This window comes from Mycolicibacterium sp. CBM1 (assembly GCF_054073305.1).
In genome coordinates this window covers 1-25,422 of the sequence record NZ_JBSXPP010000020.1, presented here as the reverse complement: position 1 = coordinate 25,422, position 25,422 = coordinate 1, and the positions used below count along the sequence as shown (strand labels likewise).

Below are 25,422 nucleotides of genomic sequence, written 5' to 3'. Positions count from 1 at the left end.
GCATCGCTGTCGAAGATGACCGCGCGATCGGTGGTGCTGTCGGTGCTGCTCGGCGCCCATCCGGCGTCGGCGACGTCCGCCGAGCTACTGCGCCTGACTGCCGATTTCGGTATCCGCGAGCAGACCCTGCGGGTAGCGCTGACCAGGATGGTCGCTGCCGGTGACCTGGTGCGGTCCGATGACGGTTACCGGCTGTCGGGTCGACTGCTCGACAGGCAACGCCGGCAGGACGATGCGCTCGACCCACGCACCAGAGCCTGGGACGGCGGCTGGGTCACCCTCGTGATCATGGCGGTCGGCATGGACGCCCGAGCCCGCGCGGCGTTTCGAAACAATCTGCAGAGCAATCGATTCGGTGAGCTACGGGAAGGTCTGTGGCTACGACCCGATAATCTCGACGGCAAGCTTCCCGCCGAGATCACCGGCCGGGTCCGAGTGCTGCACTCGCGCGACGAAGACCCCGTCGACCTTGCCCGGCGGCTGTGGGGGCTGGACGACTGGTCGCGCACCGGCCACCGACTGCTCGCGCAGATGGCCGCCGCCCGCGACATCCCCCAGCGGTTCGTCGCCGCCGCGGCCATCGTGCGCCACCTGCTCACCGATCCGGTCCTGCCCGACGAGTTGCTGCCGCCACGCTGGCCCGGTCCTGAACTTCGAAAGACCTACGCAGACTTCGCCGCCGAACTCGGTGCGCGCCGCGACGAGGGACGATTGGTGGAGACGATATGAGCGAGCAGCCCCGCGAGCAGGTCAGGGTGGAGCGTACCGGCGCGGTGACGACGGTGATCCTGGATCGTCCGCATGCCCGCAACGCTGTCGACGGCCCCACCGCGATGGCCCTGTTCCAGGCTTTCGACGACTTCGACCGCGACGAGTCGGCATCGGTCGCCGTGCTGTGGGGTGACAACGGAACCTTTTGTGCTGGAGCAGATCTCAAGGCGATCGGCACGCCCGACAGCAATCCGGTCCATCGCCCCCGGACGGGGTCTGATGTCGCCGGCCCGCCGGCTCCGGGGCCCATGGGACCCAGCCGCATGGTGTTGTCCAAACCCGTGATCGCCGCCGTGAGCGGTTTCGCCGTGGCCGGTGGCCTTGAGCTGGCGCTGTGGTGTGACCTGCGAATCGCCGAGGAGGACGCGGTGTTCGGGGTGTTCTGCCGACGCTGGGGGGTCCCGCTGATCGACGGCGGCACGGTACGGCTGCCCCGGCTGATCGGACACAGCCGGGCGATGGACCTGATCCTGACCGGCCGGGCGGTCGACGCCCAGGAGGCGCTGGCGATCGGGCTGGCCAACCGGGTGGTGCCGACGGGGCAGGCCCGCCGCGTCGCAGAGGAACTGGCCGCCGAACTCGCCGAGCTGCCGCAGGGCTGCCTGCGCTCGGATCGGCTCTCGGTGCTCCATCAGTGGGGGCAGGCCGAGGCCGACGCCATGGACTTCGAGTTCGCCAGCCTGTCGCGGGTGGCGGCCGAGTCGATCGCCGGAGCGCAGCGGTTCGCCAACGGAGCCGGCCGGCACGGAGCGCGGGCCTGAGTCAGGCCCGGCGCGGGTCAGCTCTTGTTGATGGTGTTGCCCGAGCCGAGGTTGTTGACCTTCGGATCGCCCTTGTAGGTGACCGTGTTGTTCAGGCCGACGACCGACAGCTCGCTATCGATCTTGTCGAAGGTGATCTTGTTGTCCGCGCCGCCGATGTTCACCGACGCGCAGGTGCCCTTGACCGTCAGGGTGTTGTTCGAGCCGCCCACATTCAGCGACTTGCCGTCGGCGCAGTCGATGTCGGCGGTGGTCCCGAACGATCCGTAGTTGATGGTGTTACCCACCTCGACCTGGGCGCCCGAGCTGCCGGCTGTGGCCGTCGGCGTGTGGCTGTCGTTACTGGTGGACCCGCAGCCCGCCAGGGCCAGCGCGGTCAGAACGCCGATCCCGGCGATCAGAGTGGGGGAGTGCATCGGCGACAACTTCCTTCTCATCCTCGGCCGGAACGCGGTCGGCCCGGTCGGTACTGATCCCGGCGCTAGACCGTGAGGTCGTCGACGACGTTATCGCTCGACCCCAGTTGGAGCCTACGGGGCCGCCCGACGGTCAACTAGAGTTCTTCGACGATCCACGATGAAGGGCGAACTGATGGCATCTCGGCCGGAATCCGACTCGGCGGGTGGGCGGCCGCGCGCCGGGGGCCGGACACCGGCGAGGTCGGTCAAACTCAGCCGCGACGTCATCGTCAATGCAGCGCTGACCTTCCTGGACCGCGAAGGCTGGGACGGTCTGACAATCAATGCGCTGGCCATCCAGCTCGGCACCAAGGGGCCCTCGCTCTACAACCACGTGCACAGCCTGGAAGACCTGCGCCGCACCGTGCGGATGCGGGTCGTCGGCGACATCCTGCAGATGCTCTCGACGGTCGGCCAGGGCCGCACCCGTGACGACGCCGTGATGGCGATGGCCAGCGCCTACCGCAGCTATGCCCATCACCATCCGGGCCGCTACTCGGCGTTCACCAGGATGCCGCTGGGCGGGGACGATCCGGAGTACACGGCCGCTTCGCACGCCGCCGCCGCCCCGGTCATCGAGGTGCTGGCCTCCTACGGCCTGGACGGCGACGCCGCGTTCTACGCCGCGCTGGAGTTCTGGGCGGCGCTGCACGGGTTCGTGCTGCTGGAGATGACCGGCGTCATGGATGAGGTGGACACCGACGCGGTGTTCTCCGACATGGTGCTGCGCCTGGCGACGGGTATGGCGCACCGCAACGGTGGCCGCGGCTGATCGGCGAGTTTCGCAACCGCTGCCGGCATTCGCGCGTTGACCTGCGGGAAGGCATCGGCCTCTGAGTTTGGAGGGCGCGTGCCGTGCCTGGTATCGTGGGGGCTCGTGCCTGGCCACTAGGGGCGCAAGCGGGGACGCATGCGCGCACGCCGGGCCAATTCGCATGTCCAGTATGCATCGGATTCAGCCGATGCACAGTGCGTGCGACACGCCCGGCCGCGGGGGACGCGGAAGGGCCGAAACAGCAGTACAGAGACTTGAAGATCGCGCAAAGACGAACGAGAGACAGAAAGCCGGTACATGCCAACCATTCAGCAGCTGGTCCGCAAGGGTCGCCGCGACAAAGTCGCCAAGGTGAAGACCGCGGCCCTCAAGGGCAGCCCGCAGCGCCGCGGCGTGTGCACCCGCGTGTACACGACGACGCCGAAGAAGCCGAACTCGGCGCTTCGCAAGGTCGCGCGCGTCAAGCTGACCAGCCAGGTCGAGGTCACCGCGTACATCCCGGGTGAGGGCCACAACCTGCAGGAGCACTCGATGGTGCTGGTGCGTGGTGGTCGTGTGAAGGACCTGCCCGGCGTTCGGTACAAGATCATCCGCGGTTCGCTGGACACCCAGGGCGTCAAGAACCGCAAGCAGGCCCGTAGCCGCTACGGCGCGAAGAAGGAGAAGAGCTGATGCCGCGCAAGGGCCCCGCTCCCAAGCGTCCTCTCGTCAACGACCCGGTCTACGGGTCCCAGCTGGTCACCCAGTTGGTCAACAAGGTGCTGCTCGACGGGAAGAAATCCCTGGCCGAACGCATTGTCTATGGTGCACTCGAACAGGCCCGCGACAAGACCGGCACCGATCCGGTCATCACCCTCAAGCGGGCGCTGGACAACGTCAAGCCGGCCCTGGAGGTCCGCAGCCGCCGCGTCGGTGGTGCCACCTACCAGGTGCCCGTCGAGGTGCGCCCCGATCGCTCGACCACGCTGGCCCTGCGCTGGCTGGTCAGCTTTTCCAAGGCGCGCCGCGAGAAGACCATGATCGAGCGCCTGGCCAACGAGATCCTCGATGCCAGCAATGGTCTGGGTGCCGCCGTCAAGCGGCGTGAGGACACCCACAAGATGGCCGAAGCGAACCGGGCCTTCGCGCACTACCGCTGGTGACACCGACCCGCGCAGTGCTGCGCGGGTTCAACACCAACAGCATTAACTCAAGCGAAAGAGTGGGAATTTAGCCGTGGCACAGGACGTGTTGACCGACCTGACGAAGGTCCGCAACATCGGCATCATGGCGCACATCGACGCCGGCAAGACGACGACGACTGAGCGCATCCTCTTCTACACCGGTATGAGCTACAAGATCGGTGAGGTGCACGACGGCGCCGCCACGATGGACTGGATGGAGCAGGAGCAGGAGCGGGGTATCACCATCACCTCGGCTGCGACCACCTGCTTCTGGAACAACAACCAGATCAACATCATCGACACGCCTGGCCACGTCGACTTCACCGTCGAGGTGGAGCGCTCGCTGCGCGTGCTCGACGGCGCCGTGGCCGTCTTCGACGGCAAGGAAGGTGTCGAGCCGCAGTCCGAGCAGGTATGGCGCCAGGCCGACAAGTACGACGTCCCCCGTATCTGCTTCGTCAACAAGATGGACAAGCTGGGCGCGGACTTCTACTTCTCTGTCCAGACCATGAAGGACCGGTTGGGCGCCAACGTCATCCCGATCCAGCTGCCGATCGGCTCCGAAGCCGACTTCGAGGGCGTCGTCGACCTGGTCGAGATGAACGCCAAGGTGTGGACCGGCGAGACCAAGCTCGGCGAGAAGTACGACGTCGTCGAGATCCCCGCGGACCTTCAGGAAAAGGCCGAGGAGTACCGCACCGCGATGATCGAGGCTGTTGCCGAGACCGACGAGGCGCTGCTGGAGAAGTACCTGGGCGGCGAGGAACTCACCGTCGAGGAGATCAAGGGCGGCCTTCGCAAGCTGACGATCACCAGCGCGGCCTACCCGGTGCTGTGCGGTTCGGCGTTCAAGAACAAGGGCGTTCAGCCCATGCTCGACGCCGTCATCGACTACCTGCCCAACCCGCTGGACGTTCCGCCCGCCGAGGGCCATGTCCCGGGTAAGGAAGACGAGGTTATCTCTCGTAAGCCGTCGGCAGACGAGCCGTTCTCGGGCTTGGCGTTCAAGGTCGCCACGCACCCGTTCTTCGGCAAGCTGACCTACGTCCGGGTGTACTCGGGCAAGGTCGATTCCGGCGCGCAGGTCATCAACTCGACCAAGGGCAAGAAGGAGCGGCTGGGCAAGCTGTTCCAGATGCACTCCAACAAGGAGAACCCGGTCGACTCGGCGTCCGCCGGCCACATCTACGCGGTCATCGGCCTCAAGGACACCACCACCGGTGACACCTTGTGCGACCCGAACAAGCAGATCGTGCTGGAGTCGATGACGTTCCCCGACCCGGTTATCGAGGTCGCCATCGAGCCCAAGACCAAGAGTGACCAGGAGAAGCTGGGCACGGCCATCCAGAAGCTGGCCGAGGAAGACCCGACCTTCAAGGTGCACCTTGATCAGGACACCGGCCAGACCGTCATCGGCGGTATGGGCGAGCTCCACCTGGACATCCTGGTGGACCGCATGCGTCGTGAGTTCAAGGTCGAGGCCAACGTCGGTAAGCCGCAGGTGGCCTACCGCGAGACGATCCGTCGCGCCGCCAAGAACGTCGAGTACACCCACAAGAAGCAGACCGGTGGCTCGGGTCAGTTCGCCAAGGTCATCATCGATCTGGAGCCGTTCACCGGCGAAGACGGTGCGACCTACGAGTTCGAGAACAAGGTCACCGGTGGCCGCATCCCGCGCGAGTACATCCCGTCGGTGGATGCTGGTGCGCAGGACGCGATGCAGTACGGCGTCCTGGCCGGCTACCCGCTGGTGAACGTCAAGGTCACCCTGCTCGACGGCGCCTACCACGACGTCGACTCGTCGGAAATGGCGTTCAAGGTGGCCGGTTCCCAGGTGATGAAGAAGGCTGCCGCGCAAGCACAGCCGGTCATCCTCGAACCGATCATGGCCGTCGAGGTCACCACACCCGAGGACTACATGGGTGACGTGATCGGCGACCTGAACTCCCGCCGTGGTCAGATTCAGGCCATGGAGGAGCGCAGCGGTGCTCGTGTCGTGAAGGCCCAGGTTCCGCTGTCGGAGATGTTCGGCTATGTCGGCGACCTGCGGTCGAAGACACAGGGCCGGGCAAACTACTCCATGGTGTTCGACTCGTACGCCGAAGTTCCGGCGAACGTGTCGAAGGAGATCATCGCGAAGGCAACCGGGCAGTAAACCCGGTCGGCTTGGCGGACCACACAACTGAAAACATCAAAACTGCTTTAGCAAGCACCAACAAGTCCAGGAGGACACAGAAGTGGCGAAGGCGAAGTTCGAGCGGACGAAGCCGCACGTCAACATCGGGACCATCGGTCACGTTGACCACGGCAAGACCACGCTGACTGCAGCAATCACGAAGGTTCTGCACGATAAGTACCCGACGTTGAACGAGTCGCGCGCATTCGACCAGATCGACAATGCGCCCGAGGAGCGTCAGCGCGGTATCACCATCAACATCTCCCACGTGGAGTACCAGACCGAGAAGCGTCACTACGCCCACGTCGACGCTCCCGGCCACGCTGACTACATCAAGAACATGATCACCGGTGCCGCCCAGATGGACGGCGCAATCCTGGTGGTCGCCGCCACCGACGGTCCGATGCCGCAGACCCGCGAGCACGTGCTGCTGGCCCGCCAGGTCGGCGTCCCCTACATCCTGGTGGCGCTGAACAAGGCCGACATGGTCGACGACGAAGAGCTCCTCGAGCTCGTCGAGATGGAGGTCCGCGAACTGCTGGCCGCCCAGGACTTCGACGAGGAAGCACCGGTCATCAAGGTGTCCGCGCTGAAGGCTCTCGAGGGCGACCCGCAGTGGGTCAAGTCCGTCGAGGACCTCATGGACGCCGTCGACGAGTCGATCCCGGACCCGGTCCGCGAGACCGACAAGCCGTTCCTGATGCCCGTCGAGGACGTCTTCACGATCACCGGCCGTGGCACCGTCGTCACCGGTCGCGTCGAGCGTGGCGTGATCAACGTCAACGAAGAGGTCGAGATCGTCGGCATCCGCCCCACCACCACCAAGACCACGGTCACCGGTGTGGAAATGTTCCGTAAGCTGCTCGACCAGGGCCAGGCCGGTGACAACGTCGGTCTGCTGGTCCGTGGCGTCAAGCGTGAGGACGTCGAGCGCGGCCAGGTCGTCGTCAAGCCCGGCACCACCACCCCGCACACCGAGTTCGAGGGCAGCGTCTACATCCTGAGCAAGGACGAGGGCGGCCGCCACACGCCGTTCTTCAACAACTACCGCCCGCAGTTCTACTTCCGTACCACGGACGTGACCGGCGTCGTGACCCTCCCCGAGGGCACCGAGATGGTGATGCCCGGTGACAACACCGACATCTCCGTCAAGCTGATCCAGCCCGTGGCCATGGACGAGGGCCTGCGGTTCGCGATCCGTGAAGGTGGCCGCACCGTCGGCGCCGGCCGGGTCACCAAGATCATCAAGTAGGTAATGGTCTGAGCATCTAGGTTCAGTCGCGCGAAGCGGCGCTCACCTTCGGGTGGGCGCCGCTTTCGTATTCTGCGGACCCGGTCTACGAGCGCCCGCCCGGGTGCTACGCTGCGGCATCTCAAGCGGGTGGGGGGAGTGAACACCAGCGATATCGAGGGCTACCAGCCACGGGCGTACCCGCCGTCGGTTCTGATCGGCGGTGCGGCGCTGATCGTCGTGCTCGTGGCCTTGGTGGTGTCGGTCGTGATGGTCAGCGCGGCCAGTGTCGACGGGCGCCGGGAGTCGCCGGCCAGTCGGATGCCGAGGCCGACCACCTCAACCGCTCCGATGCCGACGGCAGTCGCTGGCCAGCCGCCCGCCGACGACCCATTGGGTGGCCTGCTCACCCACCTGACCCCGCAGATGCCGAGCCTCGATCGATTGCTGGAATCGACGCCCGACCCCTGATGCCGCCCGTCAGTTGGCGCTAATCTGTGTCCGGCAACTGCCTGTCGAGAAGGGACATGGCCATGTTGGGTCGTTATCTCAAGGCACAGCTGACCGTTCTGCTGTTCGGCGGTCTCGTCGGCCCGATCTTCCTGATCGTGTACTTCGCCCTGGGGCCGATGGCCCGGCCCTACCTCAACTGGATGTTCTGGGTGGGCCTGCTCATCACCGCGACCGATGTGCTGGCCGCACTCTGGCTGACGAACGCCGGTGCCAAATCCGCGGCCCGTCATCAGGACTTGGCCCAGCGCGGGGTATTGGTGCTGGCGGAAATCTCCGGGATCTCCGACACTTCCTGGTTCGTCAACGACCAGCAGATGATCAAGGTGAATCTGCGCTTCGACGTGCCGGGACAGCCGAGCTTCGAAGCCACCGTGACCGTGGCTTCCAGCCCGGTGCGGATGCAGATCCTCAACGCCCACAAACTGGTGGCACTTGTCGAACCCGGCACCCAGAAATACGAAATCGACTGGGACGCGAGCGCTTTGATCGCGGGTGTGGTGCCCGCGCAGTTCACCCTGGCCGAGGACAACAAGACCTACGATCTGCGCGGTCAGGCCGGGCCGCTGATGCAGATCATGCAGATTCTGCGTGCCAACGGTGTGCCGATGAACGGCACTATCGACATTCGGTCCAATCCGGTGGTCCGACAACAAGTGATGGACGTCGTGCGCCGTGCCGCGGCTACCGCGTCCGCTTCAGCCGGGACGCCGCCGCCCCCGCCGGCCCCGCCCGCTTCGCCGCCGATGCCGCAGCCCTACCTGCCGCCGATACCGGACATGACGACCGCGCAGCGTCTCCAGGAGTTGGCGACGCTGCGCGCGACCGGCACGATCACCGAGGCCGAATACACCGCCAAACGCCAGCAGATCCTCTCCGAGCTCTGATCGGGCAGGTGGTCGAAACCGCCGTGCGCCAACGGGTTCAGCGGACGGTTCGCTCGTGTGGTCGGTCATCTCGCCGATGCGGGGCCGAATGCTCATTCGGCGACATCTAGAACACGTTCCAGTGCGGCTGATACCTTGGTCTGGACTGATCGAAAGGACCTTGGATGGCAACATCGTCGGGCACGCTTGATGGACGAGTGGCATTCGTCACCGGCGCCGCGCGCGGCCAGGGCCGGGCACACGCGGTGCGGCTGGCCCAGGAGGGCGCGGACGTTATCGTCTGCGACATCTGCGCCCCCGTCAGTGACACCGTGCCCTATCCCGGCGCCACCCCCGACGAACTGCGCGAGACCGTGCGACTGGTCGAGGAGCAGGGCCGCAAGGCGCTGGCGCGCGAGGTCGACGTCCGCGACGACGCGGCGTTGCGCCAGTTGGTCGCCGACGGTGTGGAGCAGTTCGGCCGGCTCGATGTCCTCGTCGCCAATGCCGGTGTGCTGTCCTGGGGACGGCTCTGGGAGCTGACCGACGAGCAGTGGAACACCGTGATCGACGTCAACCTCACCGGCACCTGGCGCACACTTCGCGCCGTCGTCCCTGCGATGATCGAGGCGGGTAACGGCGGTTCGATCATCGTGGTGAGTTCGTCGGCCGGGGTGAAGGCGACCCCGGGCAACAGCCACTACGCGGCCTCCAAGCACGGCTTGACCGCGTTGACCAATTCCCTGGCCCTGGAAGCCGGTGAGTACGGCATCCGGGTGAACTCCATCCATCCGTACTCGGTCGCCACGCCAATGACCGAAAACGACGCGATGATCGGTGTTTTCGCCGCGCATCCCAGTTATCTGAACGGATTCGCGCCGATGCCCTACCTGCCGGTGGGGCAGAGCGCGACGGGCAAGCGATCGGACTTCATGAGCGTGGACGAGGTGGCCGATGTGGTGGTCTGGCTGGCGGGCGACAATTCGTCGACACTGTCCGGCTCCCAGATCAGCGTCGACCGCGGAGTCATGAAGTACTGAGCGGACCTACCCCGGCAGCACCAGTACCGGAACGGGGCTGTGCCGCATGATCTTCGACCCTCGCGACCCGAGGAAGACCCGGGCGACATCGCCCCGAGGTGAGGTGCCCAGCGCCAGAACTTCGCCGTCCTGCCACTCGGCGGCGTCGAGCGCCTGATCCCAGCCGTTGCCGCTGACCACCTGAAGCACGGCGTCGTCGTCGACCACGCCGTCGCGGCGCAGTTGGGCGAGCATCTGCCTGGCTTGGGTCTCCCACGCGGCCAGAATCGAATCCTCGGCATGCAGGCCGACTTCCGGCGGGTACATGGTGCGCCCGCGCACCGCGAAGGTGATTACCCGCAGCGGCAGCCCGAACTGAGTCGCGAACTCCGAGACCCGGCTGACCACGGGCAGTGCCTCGGGTGTGCCGGGGTAGGCGCAGGTGATCCGGGTGAGCCGGCCGCCTCGCGAGCCGCGGTAGCCGCGTGGGGCGACCGCGACCGGAACCGGCGATGAGTGCAGCAATCGGTCGGCGGTGGATCCGACCACCACCTGTCCGAGCTGGCCATTGGCGGAGGAGCCCAGCACCAGGAGCTTGGTCTCGAGTTCTCCGACCACCTCGACGAGTCCGCCGGAGACCGAGCGGTGGGCGTGGCTGTGATAGGCGATCGTGAGGCCGTCGGACAGGCCGGTCAGGTAGCGCTGCGCCTCTTTGGCGGAATCGGCGGCCAGCTGGTCGGCCCAGGCGGCGTACTCGGCGTCGATGCGCGCCGGGGACGGGGTGGTCCACGGCTTGGGGACCACGGTCGCCACCGTTAGTGAGGTGCCCAGCGTGCGTGCGGCGCCGACGGCCAGGTGCAGCGGAGCCGTCCCGCTCTTACCGGCCAGGTAGCCGACGACCACGGTCATGACGCGTCCCGTGGCGGAGTGACCACCTCGACGTCCTCGATTCCCGGTGCGGCACCGGCGATCACGCTGCCGCCGCCGTTGAGCGCACTGTGGTGGCGGCCCCAGACGAAGTAGAACACCAGCACGACGGCGACCCAGCCGGAAAAGGCAATCCAGGTGTACCAGTGCAGACTGAACAGGATGTAGCCACAGGCCAGCACCGAGAGCACGGGCGTGACGGGATAGCCGGGCACGCGGAACCCGCGGGGCAGATCGGGTTCACGCACACGCAGGAGCACCACGCCCACCGAGACTACGATGAAGGCGACCAGGGTGCCGATCGACACCATGTCGGCCAGGTAGTTCAGCGGGACGATCCCGGCCAGGATGCCGACCACGACCGCGACGATGACGGTGTTGTTCACCGGAGTCATGCTGCGGGGGCTGACTTTGGCGAACATCGGGGGCAGCAGTCCGTCGCGGCCCATGGCGAACAGGATCCGGGTCTGGCCGTAGAGCGTCACCAGCGTCACCGAGAAGATCGAGATGACCGCACCCGCGGCCAGCACGGTGCCCCAGTAGTGAGCGCCGGTGACGTAATCCAGGATGGTGGCCAGGCCGGCCTCCTGGCCTTCGAAATCGGTCCAGTTCTGCGCGCCGAGGGCGGCCACGGTGACCAGGATGTAGACCGCCGTGACGGTGAGCAGTGCGGCGAGAATGGCCCGCGGCATGGTCTTTTGGGGGTCCTTCACTTCGTCGCCGGCGGTGGAGACGGCGTCCAGACCGATGTAGGAGAAGAAGATCGTGCCGGCGGCCGAGCCGATTCCGGCGGCGCCCAGCGGGGCGAAGTCGGCGAAGCGATCCAGGTCGAAGGCGGTGGACGCGATCACGGCGAACATCACCAGAACACCGAGCTTGATCAGCACCATGACGGTGTTGACGGTCGCCGACTCGCTGGCGCCCCGAATAAGCAGTAGGGCGCACAGCACCACCAGGACCACGGCGGGTAGGTTCACCATCCCGGGGCTGCTGTCCCAGGGCGCGGCCGAAATAGCTTGGGGCAGATGGTGCCCGAAGAAGTTGTCGAGCAACTTGTTGACGTACTGGCTCCAGCCGACGGCCACCGCGGCCGTCGACACGCCGTACTCGAGCAACAGGCAGGCCGCCACGCCCATGGCGACCACCTCGCCCAGGGTGGTGTAGGCGTAGGAGTACGTCGAGCCCGACACCGGTACCGCCGAAGCCAGTTCGGCGTAACAGATCGCCGCCAGGCCCGCCGCGATGCCGGCGATCACGAACGAGAGGATGACGCCGGGTCCGGCCTCCGGGACGGCCTCGGAGAGCACGAAGAAGATGCCGGTGCCCACCGTGGCCCCGACGCCGAACATCGTCAGCTGGAACGTGCCGATGGTGCGCTTGAGATGATCGGAGGCGCCATGTGCCACCGGGGCGCCGAGGGTGGGCCGCCGACGCAGCATCTGCTCGGTCAGATTGATTGGCGGGGCTGTCATGTGCGCCTCCCGGGTCGGGCGAGATTTAGCCGATTATGGGCCTCACCGGGTCAGCACGCTCGCGAACTGGTCAACAGCCCAGTCGATCTCCTCGACGGTGATCACCAGCGGCGGGGCGAACCGCAACGTCGAACCATGGGTGTCCTTGACCAGGACGCCGTGCCGCGCCAGCGCCTTGCTCAGCTCCTTGCCGGTGCCAAGGCGCGCGTCGATGTCGACGCCGGCCCACAGTCCCATCCCGCGCACCGCCAGCACACCCTGGCCGATCAGCGAGCGCAGCCGGGCATGCAGGTGCAGGCCGAGTTCAGCTGAGCGGGACTGGAATTCGCCGCGGCGAAGAATCTCGACAACCGTCGTGCCGATGGCGGCGGCGAGCGGGTTGCCACCGAACGTCGACCCGTGTTCGCCCGGGTTGAGCACGCCCAGGACATCCCGGTCGGCGACCACCGCCGACAACGGCACCACGCCGCCGCCGAGGGCCTTGCCCAGCAGGTAGATGTCGGGCACCACCCCCCAGTGGTCGCAGGCGAAAGTGTGTCCGGTGCGGGCCAGGCCGGACTGGATCTCGTCGGCGATCAGCAGAACGTTGTGGTCGGTGCACAGCGCGCGGACCCGGGGTAGATAGTCGTCGGGCGGAACGATGATCCCGGCTTCGCCCTGGATCGGCTCGACGAGCACCGCGACGGTGTGCTCGTCGATCGCGGCGGCAACGGCGTCGGCGTCGCCGAAGGGCACCGAGCGGAATCCCGGTGTGAAGGGACCGAACCCGCCGCGTGCGGAGGGGTCGGAGGAGAAGCTGACGATGCTGATCGTGCGGCCGTGGAAGTTGTTGTCAGCCACGATGATGTTGGCCATCCCGTCGCTGACGCCCTTGACGTCGGCGCCCCATTTGCGGGCGACTTTGATCCCGCTCTCGACCGCCTCGGCGCCGCTGTTCATGGGCAAGACCATGTCCTTGCCGCACAGCGTGGCCAGCGCGGCGGCGAACGGGCCGAGCCGATCGGAGTGGAACGCCCGGCTGACCAGGGTCAGCGAATCGAGCTGGCGGTGGGCGGTGGCGATGATCTCGTCGTTGTGGTGGCCGAAGTTGACCGCCGAGTAGGCGGCCAGGCAGTCCAGGTAGCGGCGGCCCTCGACATCGGTGATCCACGCCCCGCGGGCGCTGGCGGCGACGATCGGAAGCGGCGAGTAATTGTGGGCCAGGTAGGTGTCGTCAAGTGCGATGGCGCTTGCGGTAGCCCCGGTGGTGCTATGCGCGAGCGTCATGAAAAGACCTCCAGCGTACAACATTTCACCGAGCCGCCGCCCTTGAGCAACTCGGACAGGTCGACGCCGATCGGGTCGAAACCGCAGCGGTGCAGCTGCTCGGCGAAGCCGTGGGCCGCGGCGGGATGCACCACGTGCTTACCGTCGGAGACCGCGTTGAGACCCAGGACGTAGGCGTCTGTGCTTGCCACTTCGATGGCGTCGGGGAACAACTCGGTCAGCCGGGCGCGCGCGGAATCGGTGAAGGCCGGCGGGTAGTAGGCGATCGTGGTGTCGTCGAGCACGGTGAGCGCTGTGTCGAGATGGTAGAAGCGGGGGTCGACGAGTTCCAATGACACCACTGGCAGCCCGGTGATCGCGGCGACCTCGTCGTGGGCGTGCGGGTGGGTGCGAAAGCCGGTGCCCGCGAGGATCATCGCGCCCACGACGAGCAGATCGCCCTGGCCCTCGTTGACGTGACGGGTGGCGATCGGCCGGTGGCCGTGCTGGTCCATCCAGGTGGCGTAGGCGGCGGACTCGCCGTGGCGCTCGGCATGCTTGAACCGCGCGACGATCGCGGTGCCGTTGATGATCAATCCGGCGTTGGCGGTGTAGACCATGTCGGGCAGGCCGGGAACCGGATCGACGAGATCCACCGTGTGGCCGAGGCGCCGATAGGTGTCGCGCAGGTTCTCCCACTGCGCGAGGGCCAGATCGGTGTCGACCGGCGTCGCGGTGTCCATCCACGGGTTGATCGCATACTCGACGGTGAAGAACGTCGGCGCTGTCATGGCGTAGTGGCGGAGCCGTTGTCGGCGTGGAGTGCTGCTGGACTGGGCGGCGATATCGGGCGATAACGTCATGAATCAACGATATGGGCACCCCCGGACGCAAGCAATCGCCACTTATTGCGTGTCTATACTCGAATTCTTGCGTCAGAGTCGGCAGCGTGTCGATCTGTTGCGTCGATCTGAAGGGGGCGGCCAGTGGACCGGTTGGACCACACCGATGAACGCATCCTCGCCGAGCTCGCCGAGCACGCCCGCGCCACGTTCGCCGAGATCGGGGCGAAGGTGAATCTGTCGGCGCCCGCGGTCAAGCGGCGGGTCGATCGCATGCTCGACAGCGGTGTCATCCGCGGCTTCACCACCGTGATCGACCGCAGTGCACTCGGCTGGAATACCGAGGCCTACGTCCAGGTCTACTGCCATGGGACCATCGCGCCGGATCAGTTGCGGCAGGCCTGGATCGACATCCCCGAGGTGATCAGCGCCGCCACCGTCACCGGCACCTCGGACGCGATTCTGCACGTGCTCGCGCGCGACATGCGACACCTCGAGGCAGCCCTGGAGCGGATTAGGGCCAGCGCAGACATCGAGCGCAGCGAGAGCATCGTGGTGCTGTCGAACCTGATCGACCGCTCACCGTCCTAACTCCGTGCGGTGCTCTCAGGGTGGGCTGGACGCCACGTCGGGCCGGCCATCGTGTAAGAACACCTCGTGAGTACGAGCGATAACGGGATTCTCATCGTCGGCGGTGGCCTGGCCGCCACCCGCACTGCCGAGCAGCTGCGGAAGTCGGAGTACGCCGGACGCGTCACCATCGTCAGTGACGAGGCGCATCTGCCCTACGACCGGCCGCCGCTGTCCAAGGACGTGTTGCACGCCGACCTCGACGACGTCACGCTGAAGCCGGCCGAGTTCTACGCCGACAACGACATCACGCTGCGCCTCGGCAGTGCCGCGACGTCGCTGGACACCGCGGCGCAGACGGTCACTCTCGCCGACGGCTCGGTGCTGGGTTATGACGAGCTGGTCATCGCGACCGGTCTGGTGCCCAAGCGGATTCCGTCCTTCCCCGACCTCGAGGGCATCCGGGTGCTGCGCAACCTCGACGAGGCGCTGGCGTTGCGTGCGCACGCGGCCTCGGCACGGCATGCGGTGATCATCGGTGCCGGCTTCATCGGTTGCGAGGTGGCCGCCAGCCTGCGCAAGCTCGGGGTCGACGTCGTGCTGGTGGAGCCGCAGCCCGCCCCGTTGGCCGCGGTCCTGGGGGAGCAGGTCGGCAGCCTGGTCGCCCGGCTGCACCGAGCCGAAGGCGTCGACGTGCGCACCGGGGTCGGCGTTGCCGAAGTCCGCGGCGCCGACGGCAAGGTGAGCGCTGTGGTGCTTTCCGACGGCAGCGAGCTGGTTGCCGATCTGGTGGTGGTCGGCATCGGTTCGCGGCCGGCCACCGATTGGCTGGCAGGCAGCGGGGTGGCCGTCGACAACGGGGTGGTCTGCGACGAGGCCGGCCGCACCAGCGTCGCCCACGTGTGGGCGCTCGGGGATGCGGCCTCCTGGCGCGACGCGACGGGTCACCAAGCGCGGGTGGAGCATTGGAGCAATGTCGCCGAGCAGGCCCGGGTGATTGTGCCGACCATGCTGGGGCAGGAGCCGCCGTCGGTGATTGTCGTGCCCTACTTCTGGAGCGATCAGTACGACGTCAAGATCCAGTGCCTCGGTGAGCCGGAGGCCACCGATATCGTGCACATCGTCGAGGATGACGGCCGCAAGTTCCTGGCCTTCTACGAGCGCGACGGCATCGTCGCCGGCGTGGTCGGGGGCGGCATGCCGGGCAAGGTCATGAAGAGCCGGGCCAAGATCGCCAACGGTGCACCCATCGCCGAGGTGCTCCCCGAGTCCTGAGCGATCCCAGCGACCGGGGGATCGCCGGTGTCGGCGTGACCGGCTTAGCGGGCGTCCAGGCCGTCGAGTCCGTGCGCCACGGCGTCGAAGGCGTCACCGAGCGCCTGCGGCAGCGACACCGACTCGTGCGCCAGCCAGTACTCGTAGGCTGACAACGCGACGCCGAGCATCAGCCAGGCCACCGACTGGGGGATCAGGTCGGTGGGTGTTGCGCCGGTTCGCGCCGCGACGAACTCCGCCACCACCCCGCGCCAGCCGGCGTACATGGTCATCGAGTAGGCCTGCAGCTCGGGCGTCTGCAGGATCACCCGCATCCGTTGCCGATGCCGCTCGGTCTCGGATTCGTCAAAGGTGTTGAACGCCAACAATGCTGCCCGCAATGCCGTGCTGACCGCAGTGCCGGGCGCCGCACCCTCGAGCAACCGGTGGAAGTGCTGCAGATGGGAGTCGAAATCTCCCCACGGGATCGCGTTCTTCGAGGAGTAGTAGCGGAACAGCGTGCGTCGGGCGATCCCGGAGGCCTGCGCGACGTCGTCGACGCTGACCGATCCGAAGCCATAGGTGCCGAACAAGTCGAGCGCGACGTCAGCGATGTGGTCCTGGGTGGTGGACCGGCGCCGGCCCACCCGTGCCGTCGGAACACCGGCCGGAGCATTCGCCATCAATCCCTCTTCCGTTTCGGCACCCGATGCCATATTCTTGCGATCTCGATCACAATTGTCGAGAACCCAGGTGACGAAAGGGTGCATTTCATGGAGCCGAGCCAGGCAACCGAGAACGAGACCGAAATGGTGACCGAGACCTTGGTCGAAGAGGTCTCCATCGACGGGATGTGCGGGGTCTACTGACCGTGCCCGCCCACGCAGTGGGCGATCCGGCTGTGGCCGGGTCGGCTTTCGACCCGGCCCTCAGCTGGCGTCTGCACCCGCAGGTGGCGGTGCGTCCGGAACCCTTCGGCGCGCTGCTCTACCACTTCGGAACCCGCAAGCTGTCGTTTCTGAAGAACCGCACGATCCTGGCGGTGGTGAATTCGCTGCCCGAACACCCCGACGCGCGCTCGGCCCTGCGCGCCGCAGGCGTCGACGAATCCGACGAGGCGCCCTACCTGCACGCACTGGCCGTGCTGGTGACCTCGAACATGCTGATCTGCAAGGAATCCCAATGACTTCGGTGGCACCGGTACCCCGGTTGATCGAGCAGTTCGAGAGTGGCCTCGACGCCCCGATCTGCCTGACCTGGGAACTGACCTACGCCTGCAATCTGGCCTGCGTGCACTGCCTGTCCTCGTCGGGCAAGCGTGATCCCCGCGAGCTCTCCACGGCGCAGTGCATGGGCATCATCGACGAGCTCGAGCGCATGCAGGTGTTCTATGTGAACATCGGCGGCGGCGAACCCACTGTGCGACCGGACTTCTGGGAACTGGTCGACTATGCGACCGCCCACCACGTCGGCGTGAAGTTCTCCACCAATGGCGTGCGGATCACCCCGGAGGTGGCGGCCCGGCTGGCGGCCAGCGACTACGTCGACGTGCAGATCTCGCTCGACGGTGCCACCGCCGAGGTCAACGACGCGGTGCGTGGCGAAGGCTCGTTCGTGATGGCGACCCGCGCGCTGGAGAACCTGGCCGCTGCCGGGTTCACCGACGCGAAGATCTCGGTGGTCGTCACCCGCCACAACGTCGACCAGCTCGACGAGTTCAAGGCGCTGGCCGACCGGTACGGCGCCACCCTGCGCATCACCCGGCTACGTCCCTCGGGCCGCGGCGCCGACGTCTGGGACGAACTGCATCCCACCCCCGAACAGCAGGTGACCCTCTACGAGTGGTTGGTGGCGAAGGGGGAACGGGTGCTCACCGGTGACTCGTTCTTCCACCTCGCCGGGCTGGGCGCGCCCGGCGCGCTGGCCGGGCTGAACATGTGCGGGGCGGGCCGCGTGGTGTGTCTGATCGACCCCGTCGGCGATGTCTACGCCTGCCCGTTCGCGATTCACGACCGGTTCCTGGCCGGAAATATTGTGTCGGATAACGGCTTTGATAACGTCTGGAAGAACGCGCCATTGTTCCGCGAGCTGCGCGAGCCGCAGTCGGCCGGTGCGTGCGGCAGCTGCGGACACTACGACGCCTGCCGGGGTGGTTGCATGGCCGCCAAGTTCTTCACCGGTCTGCCCCTGGATGGCCCCGACCCGGAGTGCGTCGAAGGCTACGGCGCACCGGCCCTGGCCACGGAGCGGGACAAGCCGCGCCCCAGCGCCGACCATTCTCGCGGTAAGCCGATCATGCTGACCCTGTCCACCCGGCCCCCAGCCAAACCCTGCAACGAAAGTCCGGTCTAGTTCATGACACGCGACACCTGGTTCGAAACCGTCGCCATCGCGCAGCAGCGCGCCAAGAAGCGCCTTCCCAAGTCCGCCTACGGTGCCCTCGTCGGTGGTAGCGAGAAGGGCCTCACCGTCAACGGCAACAACGAGGCCTTCAACGAGCTCGGCTTCGCGCCCCACGTCATCGGCGCCCTTGAAAAGCGGGATATGGCAACCACGGTGATGGGGCAGGACATTTCGCTGCCGGTCGTCATCTCGCCGACCGGGGTGCAAGCGGTGCACCCCGACGGGGAGGTGGCCGTGGCTCGAGCCGCGGCGGCCCGCGGCACCGCGATGGGGCTGTCGTCGTTTGCCAGCAAGCCCGTCGAAGAGGTGGTCGCGGCAAACCCCAAGACGTTCTTCCAGATCTACTGGTTGGGTGACCGGGACGCCATCGCCGCGCGCGCCGAGCGGGCCCGCGCTGCCGGTGCCGTCGGGCTCATCGTCACGACGGACTGGAGCTTCAGCCACGGGCGGGACTGGGGGAGCCCGAAAATTCCGGAGAAGATGGACCTCAAGACCATGCTCAAGATGAGCCCCGAGGTCCTGACCAAGCCGCGCTGGTTCTACGAGTGGGCCAAGACTATGCGGCCGCCGACGCTGTCGGTGCCGAATCAGGCTGGCAAGGGCGAAGCCGGCCCGGCGTTCTTCGACGCCTACGGCCAGTGGATGGGTACGCCCCCGCCGACCTGGGACGACATCGCCTGGCTGCGTGAGCTGTGGGGCGGACCGTTCATGCTCAAGGGTGTCATGCGGGTTGATGACGCCAAACGCGCTGTCGATGCCGGTGTTTCGGCGATCTCGGTGTCCAATCACGGCGGCAACAACCTCGACGGGACGCCGGCGTCGATCCGAGCGCTGCCGGTGATCGCGTCCGCGGTGGGTGATCAGATCGAGGTGTTGCTGGATGGCGGTGTTCGCCGCGGCAGCGACGTAGTCAAGGCGCTGGCGCTCGGCGCCCGGGCTGTGATGATCGGCCGGGCCTACCTGTGGGGCCTCGCGGCCGCTGGGCAGACGGGTGTGGAGAACGTGCTGGACATCCTCACCGGCGGCATCGACTCGGCTCTGCGGGGGCTCGGCAAGGCGTCGGTGCACGATCTGACGGCCGAGGACATCCTGGTTCCGGACGGCTTCGTGCGGGCGCTGGGAGTGCCGAGGGACGGCGCGCTCTGACCCCGAGGTAAGTGCGGTTGTGGTGCTGGCGTGACTGACGGGACGTCGGTAAACCCGGCGGACGGGCCGGTTCCGCCCGGAAGCGAAAGAATTGCGTCTACTCCTCGAACAATTGGCGCACGACAGGTGAATTCGGCCTACCATCGGCGCGTGGCTTTCCGGAGTGAGTTGGGCGACTCGACGTCGAGACAACTCCGCGATACCGCGCCGACGATCTTGATCCCGCTCGGATCCACCGAGCAGCACGGCCCGCACCTTCCGCTGGACACCGACACCCGGATCGCGACGGCGGTGGCCCGCGCTGCCACCGAGGGCCTCAACGGATTCGATCGGGATGAGTACCTGCTCGCGCCCGCCATCGCCTACGGCGCCTCCGGTGAGCATCAGGGTTTCCCTGGCACGATCTCCATCGGCACCGAGGTGCTGACCACCGTGCTGGTCGAGTACGGCCGCTCGGCGTGCGACTGGGCCGGGCGGATCGTCTTCGTCAACGGCCACGGCGGCAACGTCGAAGCGCTGCGATCGGCGGTGCGCCTGTTGCGGGTCGAAGGCCGCGACGCCGCCTGGTGCCCGTGTCTGGCCGATGGCGGGGATGCCCACGCCGGGCATACGGAAACGTCGTTATTGCTGCATATTTCGCCGTCGGCCGTCGATACCGACGCCTGGTGTAGCGGGAATCAGGCGCCACTGGCTACCCTTTTGCCGCAGATGCGTCGCGGCGGGGTGGCTGCGGTAAGTGAGGTGGGCGTGTTGGGTGATCCGACGACGGCGACTGCGGTGGATGGGGCCCGGATCTTCGAACAGATGGTTGCCGACTGTTCGCGACGGGTGGGCCGCTGGCAGCCCGGTGCCGACGGGATGCTCGCATGACCCAGCCTCGGTTGCCCGACGGATTCGCCGTGCAGGTCGACCGCCGGGTCCGCACTCTGGGCGCCGGCTCGGCGTTGCTCGGTGGGTCACCGACCCGACTGCTGCGGCTCGCGCCGGCGGCCCAGACTTTGCTCGATGGCGGTCGCCTTGAGGTCCGGGACGCGGTGAGCGCACAGCTTGCCCGTGCCCTGCTCGACGCGACCGTCGCGCATCCGCGCCCTGCCGGTGGACCCTCGCATCGTGACGTCACCGTCGTAATCCCGGTCCGGGACAACCCCTTTGGGCTCTATCGCCTGGTGATGTCGCTGCGCGGGATGCGGGTGATCGTCGTCGACGACGGCTCGGCGACTGCGGTACAGCAGGATGACTTCACCGGCGCCCGGTGCGATATCGAGGTGCTTCGGCATCCGCGCAGCAGGGGCCCGGCCGCCGCCCGAAACACCGGACTCAACGCATGCACGACGGACTTCGTGGCGTTCCTGGATTCCGATGTGGTGCCGCGGCGGGGGTGGCTGGAAGCGCTGCTCGGTCACTTTTGCGATCCGGCGGTGGCGCTGGTCGCCCCCCGGATCGTCGGGCTGGGCCACAGCGATCAACTGGTCGCGCGCTACGAAGCGGTGCGCTCGTCCCTGGATCTCGGCGAGCGGGAGGCGCCGGTGGTGCCCTATGGTCCGGTGTCCTACGTGCCCAGCGCCGCCATCATCTGCCGGCGGTCGGCACTGCACGAATTGGGCGGCTTCGACGAGACGCTACCCGCCGGTGAGGACGTCGACCTGTGCTGGCGGCTCATCGAGTCCGGGTCGCGGCTGCGCTACGAACCCATCGCGCTGGTCGCCCACGAACACCGTACGCAGATGCGAGAATGGCTGGGCCGCAAGGCCTTCTATGGCAGCTCGGCGGCGCCGCTGTCGATCCGGCACCCCGACAAGACAGCGCCGATGGTCATCTCGGCGTGGAGCCTGGTGGTCTGGCTGTTGCTGGCGCTGGGTTCGGTGTCGGGGTACGTGGCCTCGTTGGTGGTCGCCGGAGTCACCACCCGCCGCACCGCCAAGGCAATGCAGAACACCGACGCCGGGCTCGTCGACGTGGCCATCCTGGCACTGCGTGGGATCGGTGCGGCGCCACTGCAACTTTCGGCCGCGGTGTGCCGCCACTACTGGCCGCTGGCGCTGGTCGCGGCTCTGGTCTCACGACGGTGTCGCCAGGCGGTGCTGGTCGCGGCGGTGCTCGACGGGGTGCAGGACTGGATCAGCCGCAGTCGCAACGCCGACGCCGAAGGCAAGCCGATCGGTCTTCTGGCGTACCTGCTTCTCAAACGGCTCGACGACCTCGCCTACGGTGCTGGCCTCTGGACCGGTGTGGTCCGGGAACGTACGCTGCGGCCGCTCAGACCGCAGATCAAAACCTGACCCGGTGGTCGACGACATCCCGCACAGCGACGTACTGGTCGTGGGAGCCGGCAGTGCCGGCTCTGTGCTCGCCGAACGCCTCAGTGCCGACTCCAGCTGTCGGGTCACTGTTGTGGAGGCCGGTCTCGGGACGGGTGAGCCAGGCGTGGCCGCGCTGACCCGCAACGGCCTGCAGTTGCCGATCGGCGCGGCCAGCCCTTTGGTGGCGCGCTTCCGCACCCGGTTGACCGAGGACCCCGACCGACCCGCCGACCTCGTACGCGGCGCGACCGTCGGCGGCTCGGGTGCGGTCAACGGCGGCTACTTCTGTCGTGCGCTGCCCGCCGACTTCGACAACTTGGGCCTCGAGGGCTGGGCTTGGCTGGACGTACTGGCGCACTACCGGGCCATCCAGACCGACCTCGACTTTCCCGACCGGGCCGACGGTGGCGCGATCGTCATCGGCCGTACCGGTGAGTTCGCCGGCAGCACAGCGGCATTCATCGACGCTGCCAGATCAGCGGGGCTGCGCTGGCTGCCCGATCTCAACGCCGAGCCATCGGGTGCGAATGCTCCACCGGGAGTCGGGGCAGTACCGTTGAACATCGTCGCCGGGGTGCGCACCGGCCCGGGGGCGGCGTTCCTGGAGCCGGCGATGACCCGGCCCAACCTCACCGTGCAGTCGCGGACCCGGGTGCTGCGGGTGCTGTCGCGTGGCTCCAGAGCGGTCGGCGTCGAGGCAATCGGGCCGGCTGGACCGGTGACGATCACGGCCGACCGTGTGGTGCTCTCGGCCGGTGCCATCGGTTCGGCGCATCTGCTGATGCTCTCCGGTATCGGCCCCGCCTCGGTGCTGCAGGGCGCGGGGGTGAGGACGCTCGTCGACCTTCCGGTGGGCCGGCGGACCTCTGATCATCCGGAGTGGGTGGTGCCCACCACGTGGGCCGTCGCTGCTTCGCGCCCGGTTCTGGAGGTGGTTCTGGTGGCCGAGGGGCTCGAGATCAGGCCCTATACAGGCGGTTTCATCGCCATGGTCGGGGACGGTACAACTGGGCGGCCGGACTGGCCGCACCTCGGTGTGGCACTCATGCAGCCACGGGCGCGCGGTCGGGTGACACTGGCCTCGGCGGACCCGGCGGTGCCACCGCTGATCGAGCATCGTTACGACAGTGAGCCCGACGACGTCAGCGACCTGCGAAGCGGGCTCCGGATGGCAACGGAGATGCTCGGCGGGAGCACGCAGCTCGGCGAACCGCTGTGGTCGACTTCGCAGCACCTCTGCGGCAGCGCGCCGATGGGTGCCGACGGCGACGACGCCGCCGTTGTCGACCTGCGCTGCCGAGTGCGGGGAATCGACGGTCTGTGGGTGGTCGACGGATCGGTGCTACCCCGAATCACCAGCCGCGGACCGCACGCCACGATCGCCATGCTCGGGCATCGCGCGGCAGAATTCGTTCGCTGAGCGAACAGCTCCGCCCAGGGGCACCAACGCCTCGGCCAGCCGGGTGGCTGCCTGCACGCCGTCGATCACCGCGACACCCAGCCGCTCCCGCAGCGGTTGGGCGAAGCGGGCCATCGCCGCGCAACCCAGCACCACCGCCCCGCTGTCGTCGGTGGCCAGTGCCCGTTCACACAGCGCCGCGATCGGACCGAAACTGGCGTCGTCGTCGATCCGTAACACCGGTATGTCGCAGGCATACACCCCCGCACACGCGTCGGTGGTGTAGGCGCGGGCAAGCTCCCACGCCCTCGGTATGGTGGCCGCCATCGAGGTGACGACGGAATACCGGCCGGCGAGCAGAGCGGCGGCGTGCATCGCCGCCTGCGCGATCCCGAGCACGGGGGTGCCGACCAACCGTCGAGCCTCAATCAAACCGGGATCGCCGAAGCAGGCAATCACGTAGGCGTCCGGCCGGTGTGCGGCAGACCGATTCGACGCTGTCGTGATTTCCGCGAGAAGTCCAGGTACACAAAGACGTTCGTCGTCGTCGTTCTCGATGCTGGCGGGCCCCCGCGGTGGATTGACGGCTTCGACCACCGTTGCCGGGTCCGCGCAGCTGGCGGCGGCCGCGGCGATGGCGGCCGTCATGGTCGCTGTGGTGTTGGGGTTGACGAACAGCAGCCGCACGGGTGTGAGTCTAGTGCCGGGGGCCGGCCATCCGCCGGATGAGCAACGCCGCCGAGACGAATCGGTACCCTGTGGAGTCGACACGAACGAAACTGCCGGTGACGCAACCCGAACCGGGACCTGCGCGCAGAAGCGCGCAAAAGGAGGTGCGCCATGGCGGACCGACGCAGCGATCCGCGGCCCAGCATGATGGCCTGGGCGCGGTCCACCTCGCCGAGTTCGGCCAGGGCTGTTGATAGGCCCGCTGGTGGCAGGGCGGATCAGCACATTGGCTGACTTCGACTACCGCGACTGCGCCCGCGCCGCGGTGGATGGCTTCCTGGCCGTCCACCGCACGGCGGCCGCCGAGATCACTTCAGCGAGTACCGGATCGGCAGGCGTTTGAGGCCTCCGACGAAGGTGGTGGCCATCAGTTGCGGGTCGCCGGTGAGTTCGATCGACGTGATCCGCGGGACCAGCTCGGTGAAGAAGCTGTGCATCTCCATGCGCGCGAGCGCTGCACCGAGGCAGAAGTGCACCCCGTAGCCGAATGACAGGTGCTTGTTGGGGTCACGGCCCACGTCGAAACGCATCGGATCGTCGAACACGTCCTCGTCGCGGTTGGCCGAAACGTAGGACAGCAGTACCGATTCGCCCTTGGCGATCGGCACGCCGCGGACCTCGGTGTCGGCCTGAGCGGTGCGCATGAACTCCTTGACGGGCACCACGCAGCGGATCATCTCTTCGACGGCGGTGCCCATCAGGCTCATGTCGTTCTGCAACCGCGCCAGCTCACCGGGATTGCGCAGCAGCTCCAGCAGTCCGCCGGCGATGCCGGCGCTGGTGGTGTCGTGTCCGGCGCTGGCCACGATCACGTAGTAGGAGGCGGTGTCCATATCCGACAGCGGCGCACCGTCGATGGTCGCGTTGGCGATCGCCGAAGCCAGGTCCTCGGTGGGTGTTTCGCGGCGAGACGCGGTCAACGCGGCGAAGTAGTTGAAGAAGTCGAGCAACACCGCGAGCATGTCCTCGGTGGTGTTGCCGCGCTGGAATTCGCTGTCCTCGCCGCCGAACATCTCCTGGGTCAGCTTGAGCATGCGGGGGAAGTCCGACTCAGGCAGACCCAGCAGCGACAGGATCACATACAGCGGGTAGTTGACCGCGATCTCCTGGGCGAAGTCCAGCTCCGGGCCGCGTTCGACCATCTGGTCGACGTACATCTTCGCCAGCTCGTCGCACCGGGTTTTCAAGGCGCGCATGGCTTTCGGGCGGAACCAGTCGGCGCCGATCTTGCGTAAGTCGCGATGGTGCGGATCGTCGATGTGGATCAGGGTGCTCAGACCGATCCCCGCTTCGCGGTCGGCAAGCAGCTTCGCGTCGAGCTCCGTCTCCATGAGCAACGGGCGGGGAGCGTTGGTGAACAGGTCATTCTGCCGCTCGATGGCCATCACGTCGGCGTGCTTGGTGA

27 protein-coding genes are annotated in these 25,422 nt (G+C 67.2%); 19 read left to right on the top strand and 8 right to left on the bottom strand.

Features of this window, described 5'->3' with window-relative positions:
• Positions 1-6 precede the first annotated feature (6 nt).
• Positions 7-729, top strand: a complete 723-nt coding sequence (locus ACXDF8_RS22645; RefSeq protein WP_457225577.1) for a PaaX family transcriptional regulator C-terminal domain-containing protein — start codon at positions 7-9, stop codon at positions 727-729.
• The gene (locus ACXDF8_RS22640; RefSeq protein ID WP_457225521.1) at positions 726-1,532 is read left to right on the top strand and encodes a crotonase/enoyl-CoA hydratase family protein; all 807 of its coding nucleotides are present in this window, start codon (positions 726-728) and stop codon (positions 1,530-1,532) included. Before ACXDF8_RS22645 ends, ACXDF8_RS22640 begins: the two co-directional genes overlap by 4 nt.
• 17 nt (positions 1,533-1,549) lie before the next feature.
• On the opposite strand, the gene ACXDF8_RS22635 is transcribed toward ACXDF8_RS22640, so the two are convergent.
• Positions 1,550-1,948, bottom strand: coding sequence for a DUF3060 domain-containing protein (locus ACXDF8_RS22635; RefSeq protein WP_457225520.1), 399 nt, complete (start codon positions 1,946-1,948; stop codon positions 1,550-1,552).
• Positions 1,949-2,123: 175 nt separating this feature from the next.
• On the opposite strand from ACXDF8_RS22635, the gene ACXDF8_RS22630 reads away from it, so the two are divergent.
• The 8 genes from ACXDF8_RS22630 (at position 2,124) to ACXDF8_RS22595 (ending at position 9,751) form a co-directional block, all read left to right on the top strand.
• Entirely contained in the window at positions 2,124-2,762 is a 639-nt protein-coding gene (locus ACXDF8_RS22630; RefSeq protein WP_457225576.1) for a TetR/AcrR family transcriptional regulator, read from the top strand.
• 300 nt (positions 2,763-3,062) lie between these two features.
• Positions 3,063-3,437: a 30S ribosomal protein S12 gene (gene rpsL, locus ACXDF8_RS22625; protein WP_007767794.1), complete on the top strand. Its 375-nt coding sequence runs from the start codon at positions 3,063-3,065 to the stop codon at positions 3,435-3,437.
• Positions 3,437-3,907 carry a 30S ribosomal protein S7 gene (rpsG, locus tag ACXDF8_RS22620; protein ID WP_078017994.1) on the top strand — a complete coding sequence of 157 codons (471 nt, stop codon included), beginning with the start codon at positions 3,437-3,439 and terminating at the stop codon, positions 3,905-3,907. The genes rpsL and rpsG overlap by 1 nt, the downstream gene beginning before the upstream one ends.
• Before the next feature lie 73 nt (positions 3,908-3,980).
• Positions 3,981-6,083 (top strand): elongation factor G, encoded by a 2,103-nt coding sequence (gene fusA, locus ACXDF8_RS22615; RefSeq protein ID WP_457225519.1) that lies wholly within the window; start codon positions 3,981-3,983, stop codon positions 6,081-6,083.
• 82 nt (positions 6,084-6,165) lie between these two features.
• Positions 6,166-7,356: an elongation factor Tu gene (gene tuf / locus ACXDF8_RS22610; RefSeq protein ID WP_457225518.1), complete on the top strand. Its 1,191-nt coding sequence runs from the start codon at positions 6,166-6,168 to the stop codon at positions 7,354-7,356.
• A 138-nt stretch (positions 7,357-7,494) separates the two neighbouring features.
• Entirely contained in the window at positions 7,495-7,806 is a 312-nt protein-coding gene (locus ACXDF8_RS22605) for a hypothetical protein (RefSeq protein WP_457225517.1), read from the top strand.
• Between the two features lie 62 nt (positions 7,807-7,868).
• On the top strand, positions 7,869-8,732 hold the full coding sequence (locus ACXDF8_RS22600; protein WP_457225516.1) for an SHOCT domain-containing protein: 864 nt from the start codon (positions 7,869-7,871) through the stop codon (positions 8,730-8,732).
• A 164-nt stretch (positions 8,733-8,896) separates the two neighbouring features.
• Positions 8,897-9,751 carry a mycofactocin-coupled SDR family oxidoreductase gene (locus ACXDF8_RS22595; protein ID WP_457225515.1) on the top strand — a complete coding sequence of 285 codons (855 nt, stop codon included), beginning with the start codon at positions 8,897-8,899 and terminating at the stop codon, positions 9,749-9,751.
• A gap of 6 nt (positions 9,752-9,757) precedes the next feature.
• Here ACXDF8_RS22595 and ACXDF8_RS22590 read toward each other — a convergent pair whose 3' ends face one another.
• The 4 genes from ACXDF8_RS22590 to ddaH are packed head-to-tail and all read right to left on the bottom strand — an operon-like array spanning position 9,758 to position 14,237.
• Complete coding sequence (locus ACXDF8_RS22590) at positions 9,758-10,639, bottom strand: universal stress protein (RefSeq protein ID WP_457225514.1); 882 nt, start codon at positions 10,637-10,639, stop codon at positions 9,758-9,760.
• A complete protein-coding gene (locus tag ACXDF8_RS22585) occupies positions 10,636-12,129 on the bottom strand; it encodes an amino acid permease (RefSeq protein ID WP_457225513.1) in 1,494 nt (497 codons plus the stop codon). The genes ACXDF8_RS22590 and ACXDF8_RS22585 overlap by 4 nt, the downstream gene beginning before the upstream one ends.
• A gap of 42 nt (positions 12,130-12,171) precedes the next feature.
• Complete coding sequence (gene rocD, locus ACXDF8_RS22580; RefSeq protein WP_457225512.1) at positions 12,172-13,395, bottom strand: ornithine--oxo-acid transaminase; 1,224 nt, start codon at positions 13,393-13,395, stop codon at positions 12,172-12,174.
• On the bottom strand, positions 13,392-14,237 hold the full coding sequence (gene ddaH, locus ACXDF8_RS22575) for a dimethylargininase (protein ID WP_457225511.1): 846 nt from the start codon (positions 14,235-14,237) through the stop codon (positions 13,392-13,394). Before ddaH ends, rocD begins: the two co-directional genes overlap by 4 nt.
• Before the next feature lie 123 nt (positions 14,238-14,360).
• Here ddaH and ACXDF8_RS22570 point away from each other — a divergent pair, with 123 nt between their 5' ends.
• Both ACXDF8_RS22570 and ACXDF8_RS22565 read left to right on the top strand, forming a co-directional pair.
• Positions 14,361-14,807, top strand: a complete 447-nt coding sequence (locus ACXDF8_RS22570) for an Rv2324 family transcriptional regulator (RefSeq protein ID WP_457225510.1) — start codon at positions 14,361-14,363, stop codon at positions 14,805-14,807.
• Positions 14,808-14,873: 66 nt separating this feature from the next.
• Positions 14,874-16,061 (top strand): NAD(P)/FAD-dependent oxidoreductase, encoded by a 1,188-nt coding sequence (locus ACXDF8_RS22565; protein ID WP_457225509.1) that lies wholly within the window; start codon positions 14,874-14,876, stop codon positions 16,059-16,061.
• Between the two features lie 44 nt (positions 16,062-16,105).
• On the opposite strand, the gene mftR is transcribed toward ACXDF8_RS22565, so the two are convergent.
• Positions 16,106-16,723 (bottom strand): mycofactocin system transcriptional regulator MftR, encoded by a 618-nt coding sequence (gene mftR, locus ACXDF8_RS22560; protein WP_457225508.1) that lies wholly within the window; start codon positions 16,721-16,723, stop codon positions 16,106-16,108.
• Between the two features lie 90 nt (positions 16,724-16,813).
• Between mftR and mftA the strand changes: the two genes are divergently transcribed.
• The 7 genes from mftA (at position 16,814) to mftG (ending at position 23,309) form a co-directional block, all read left to right on the top strand.
• Entirely contained in the window at positions 16,814-16,909 is a 96-nt protein-coding gene (gene mftA / locus ACXDF8_RS22555; protein ID WP_457225507.1) for a mycofactocin precursor MftA, read from the top strand.
• Positions 16,910-16,911: 2 nt separating this feature from the next.
• Complete coding sequence (mftB, locus tag ACXDF8_RS22550; protein WP_457225506.1) at positions 16,912-17,226, top strand: mycofactocin biosynthesis chaperone MftB; 315 nt, start codon at positions 16,912-16,914, stop codon at positions 17,224-17,226.
• Entirely contained in the window at positions 17,223-18,392 is a 1,170-nt protein-coding gene (gene mftC, locus ACXDF8_RS22545) for a mycofactocin radical SAM maturase (RefSeq protein WP_457225505.1), read from the top strand. Before mftB ends, mftC begins: the two co-directional genes overlap by 4 nt.
• Positions 18,393-18,395: 3 nt before the next feature.
• Positions 18,396-19,589 carry a pre-mycofactocin synthase MftD gene (gene mftD / locus ACXDF8_RS22540; protein ID WP_457225504.1) on the top strand — a complete coding sequence of 398 codons (1,194 nt, stop codon included), beginning with the start codon at positions 18,396-18,398 and terminating at the stop codon, positions 19,587-19,589.
• A gap of 126 nt (positions 19,590-19,715) precedes the next feature.
• Complete coding sequence (gene mftE / locus ACXDF8_RS22535; RefSeq protein ID WP_457225503.1) at positions 19,716-20,459, top strand: mycofactocin biosynthesis peptidyl-dipeptidase MftE; 744 nt, start codon at positions 19,716-19,718, stop codon at positions 20,457-20,459.
• A complete protein-coding gene (gene mftF, locus ACXDF8_RS22530) occupies positions 20,456-21,868 on the top strand; it encodes a mycofactocin biosynthesis glycosyltransferase MftF (RefSeq protein ID WP_457225502.1) in 1,413 nt (470 codons plus the stop codon). The genes mftE and mftF overlap by 4 nt, the downstream gene beginning before the upstream one ends.
• Positions 21,869-21,872: 4 nt before the next feature.
• Entirely contained in the window at positions 21,873-23,309 is a 1,437-nt protein-coding gene (gene mftG, locus ACXDF8_RS22525; protein ID WP_457225501.1) for a mycofactocin dehydrogenase MftG, read from the top strand.
• On the opposite strand, the gene ACXDF8_RS22520 is transcribed toward mftG, so the two are convergent.
• Together ACXDF8_RS22520 and ACXDF8_RS22515 are read right to left on the bottom strand one after the other, a co-directional pair.
• Positions 23,232-23,975, bottom strand: coding sequence for an aspartate/glutamate racemase family protein (locus tag ACXDF8_RS22520; protein WP_457225500.1), 744 nt, complete (start codon positions 23,973-23,975; stop codon positions 23,232-23,234). The two genes, mftG and ACXDF8_RS22520, sit on opposite strands and share 78 nt — an antisense overlap.
• Before the next feature lie 350 nt (positions 23,976-24,325).
• Positions 24,326-25,422, bottom strand: a 1,097-nt coding sequence (locus ACXDF8_RS22515) for a cytochrome P450 (protein ID WP_457225499.1), incomplete at its 5' end; no start/stop codon positions are given.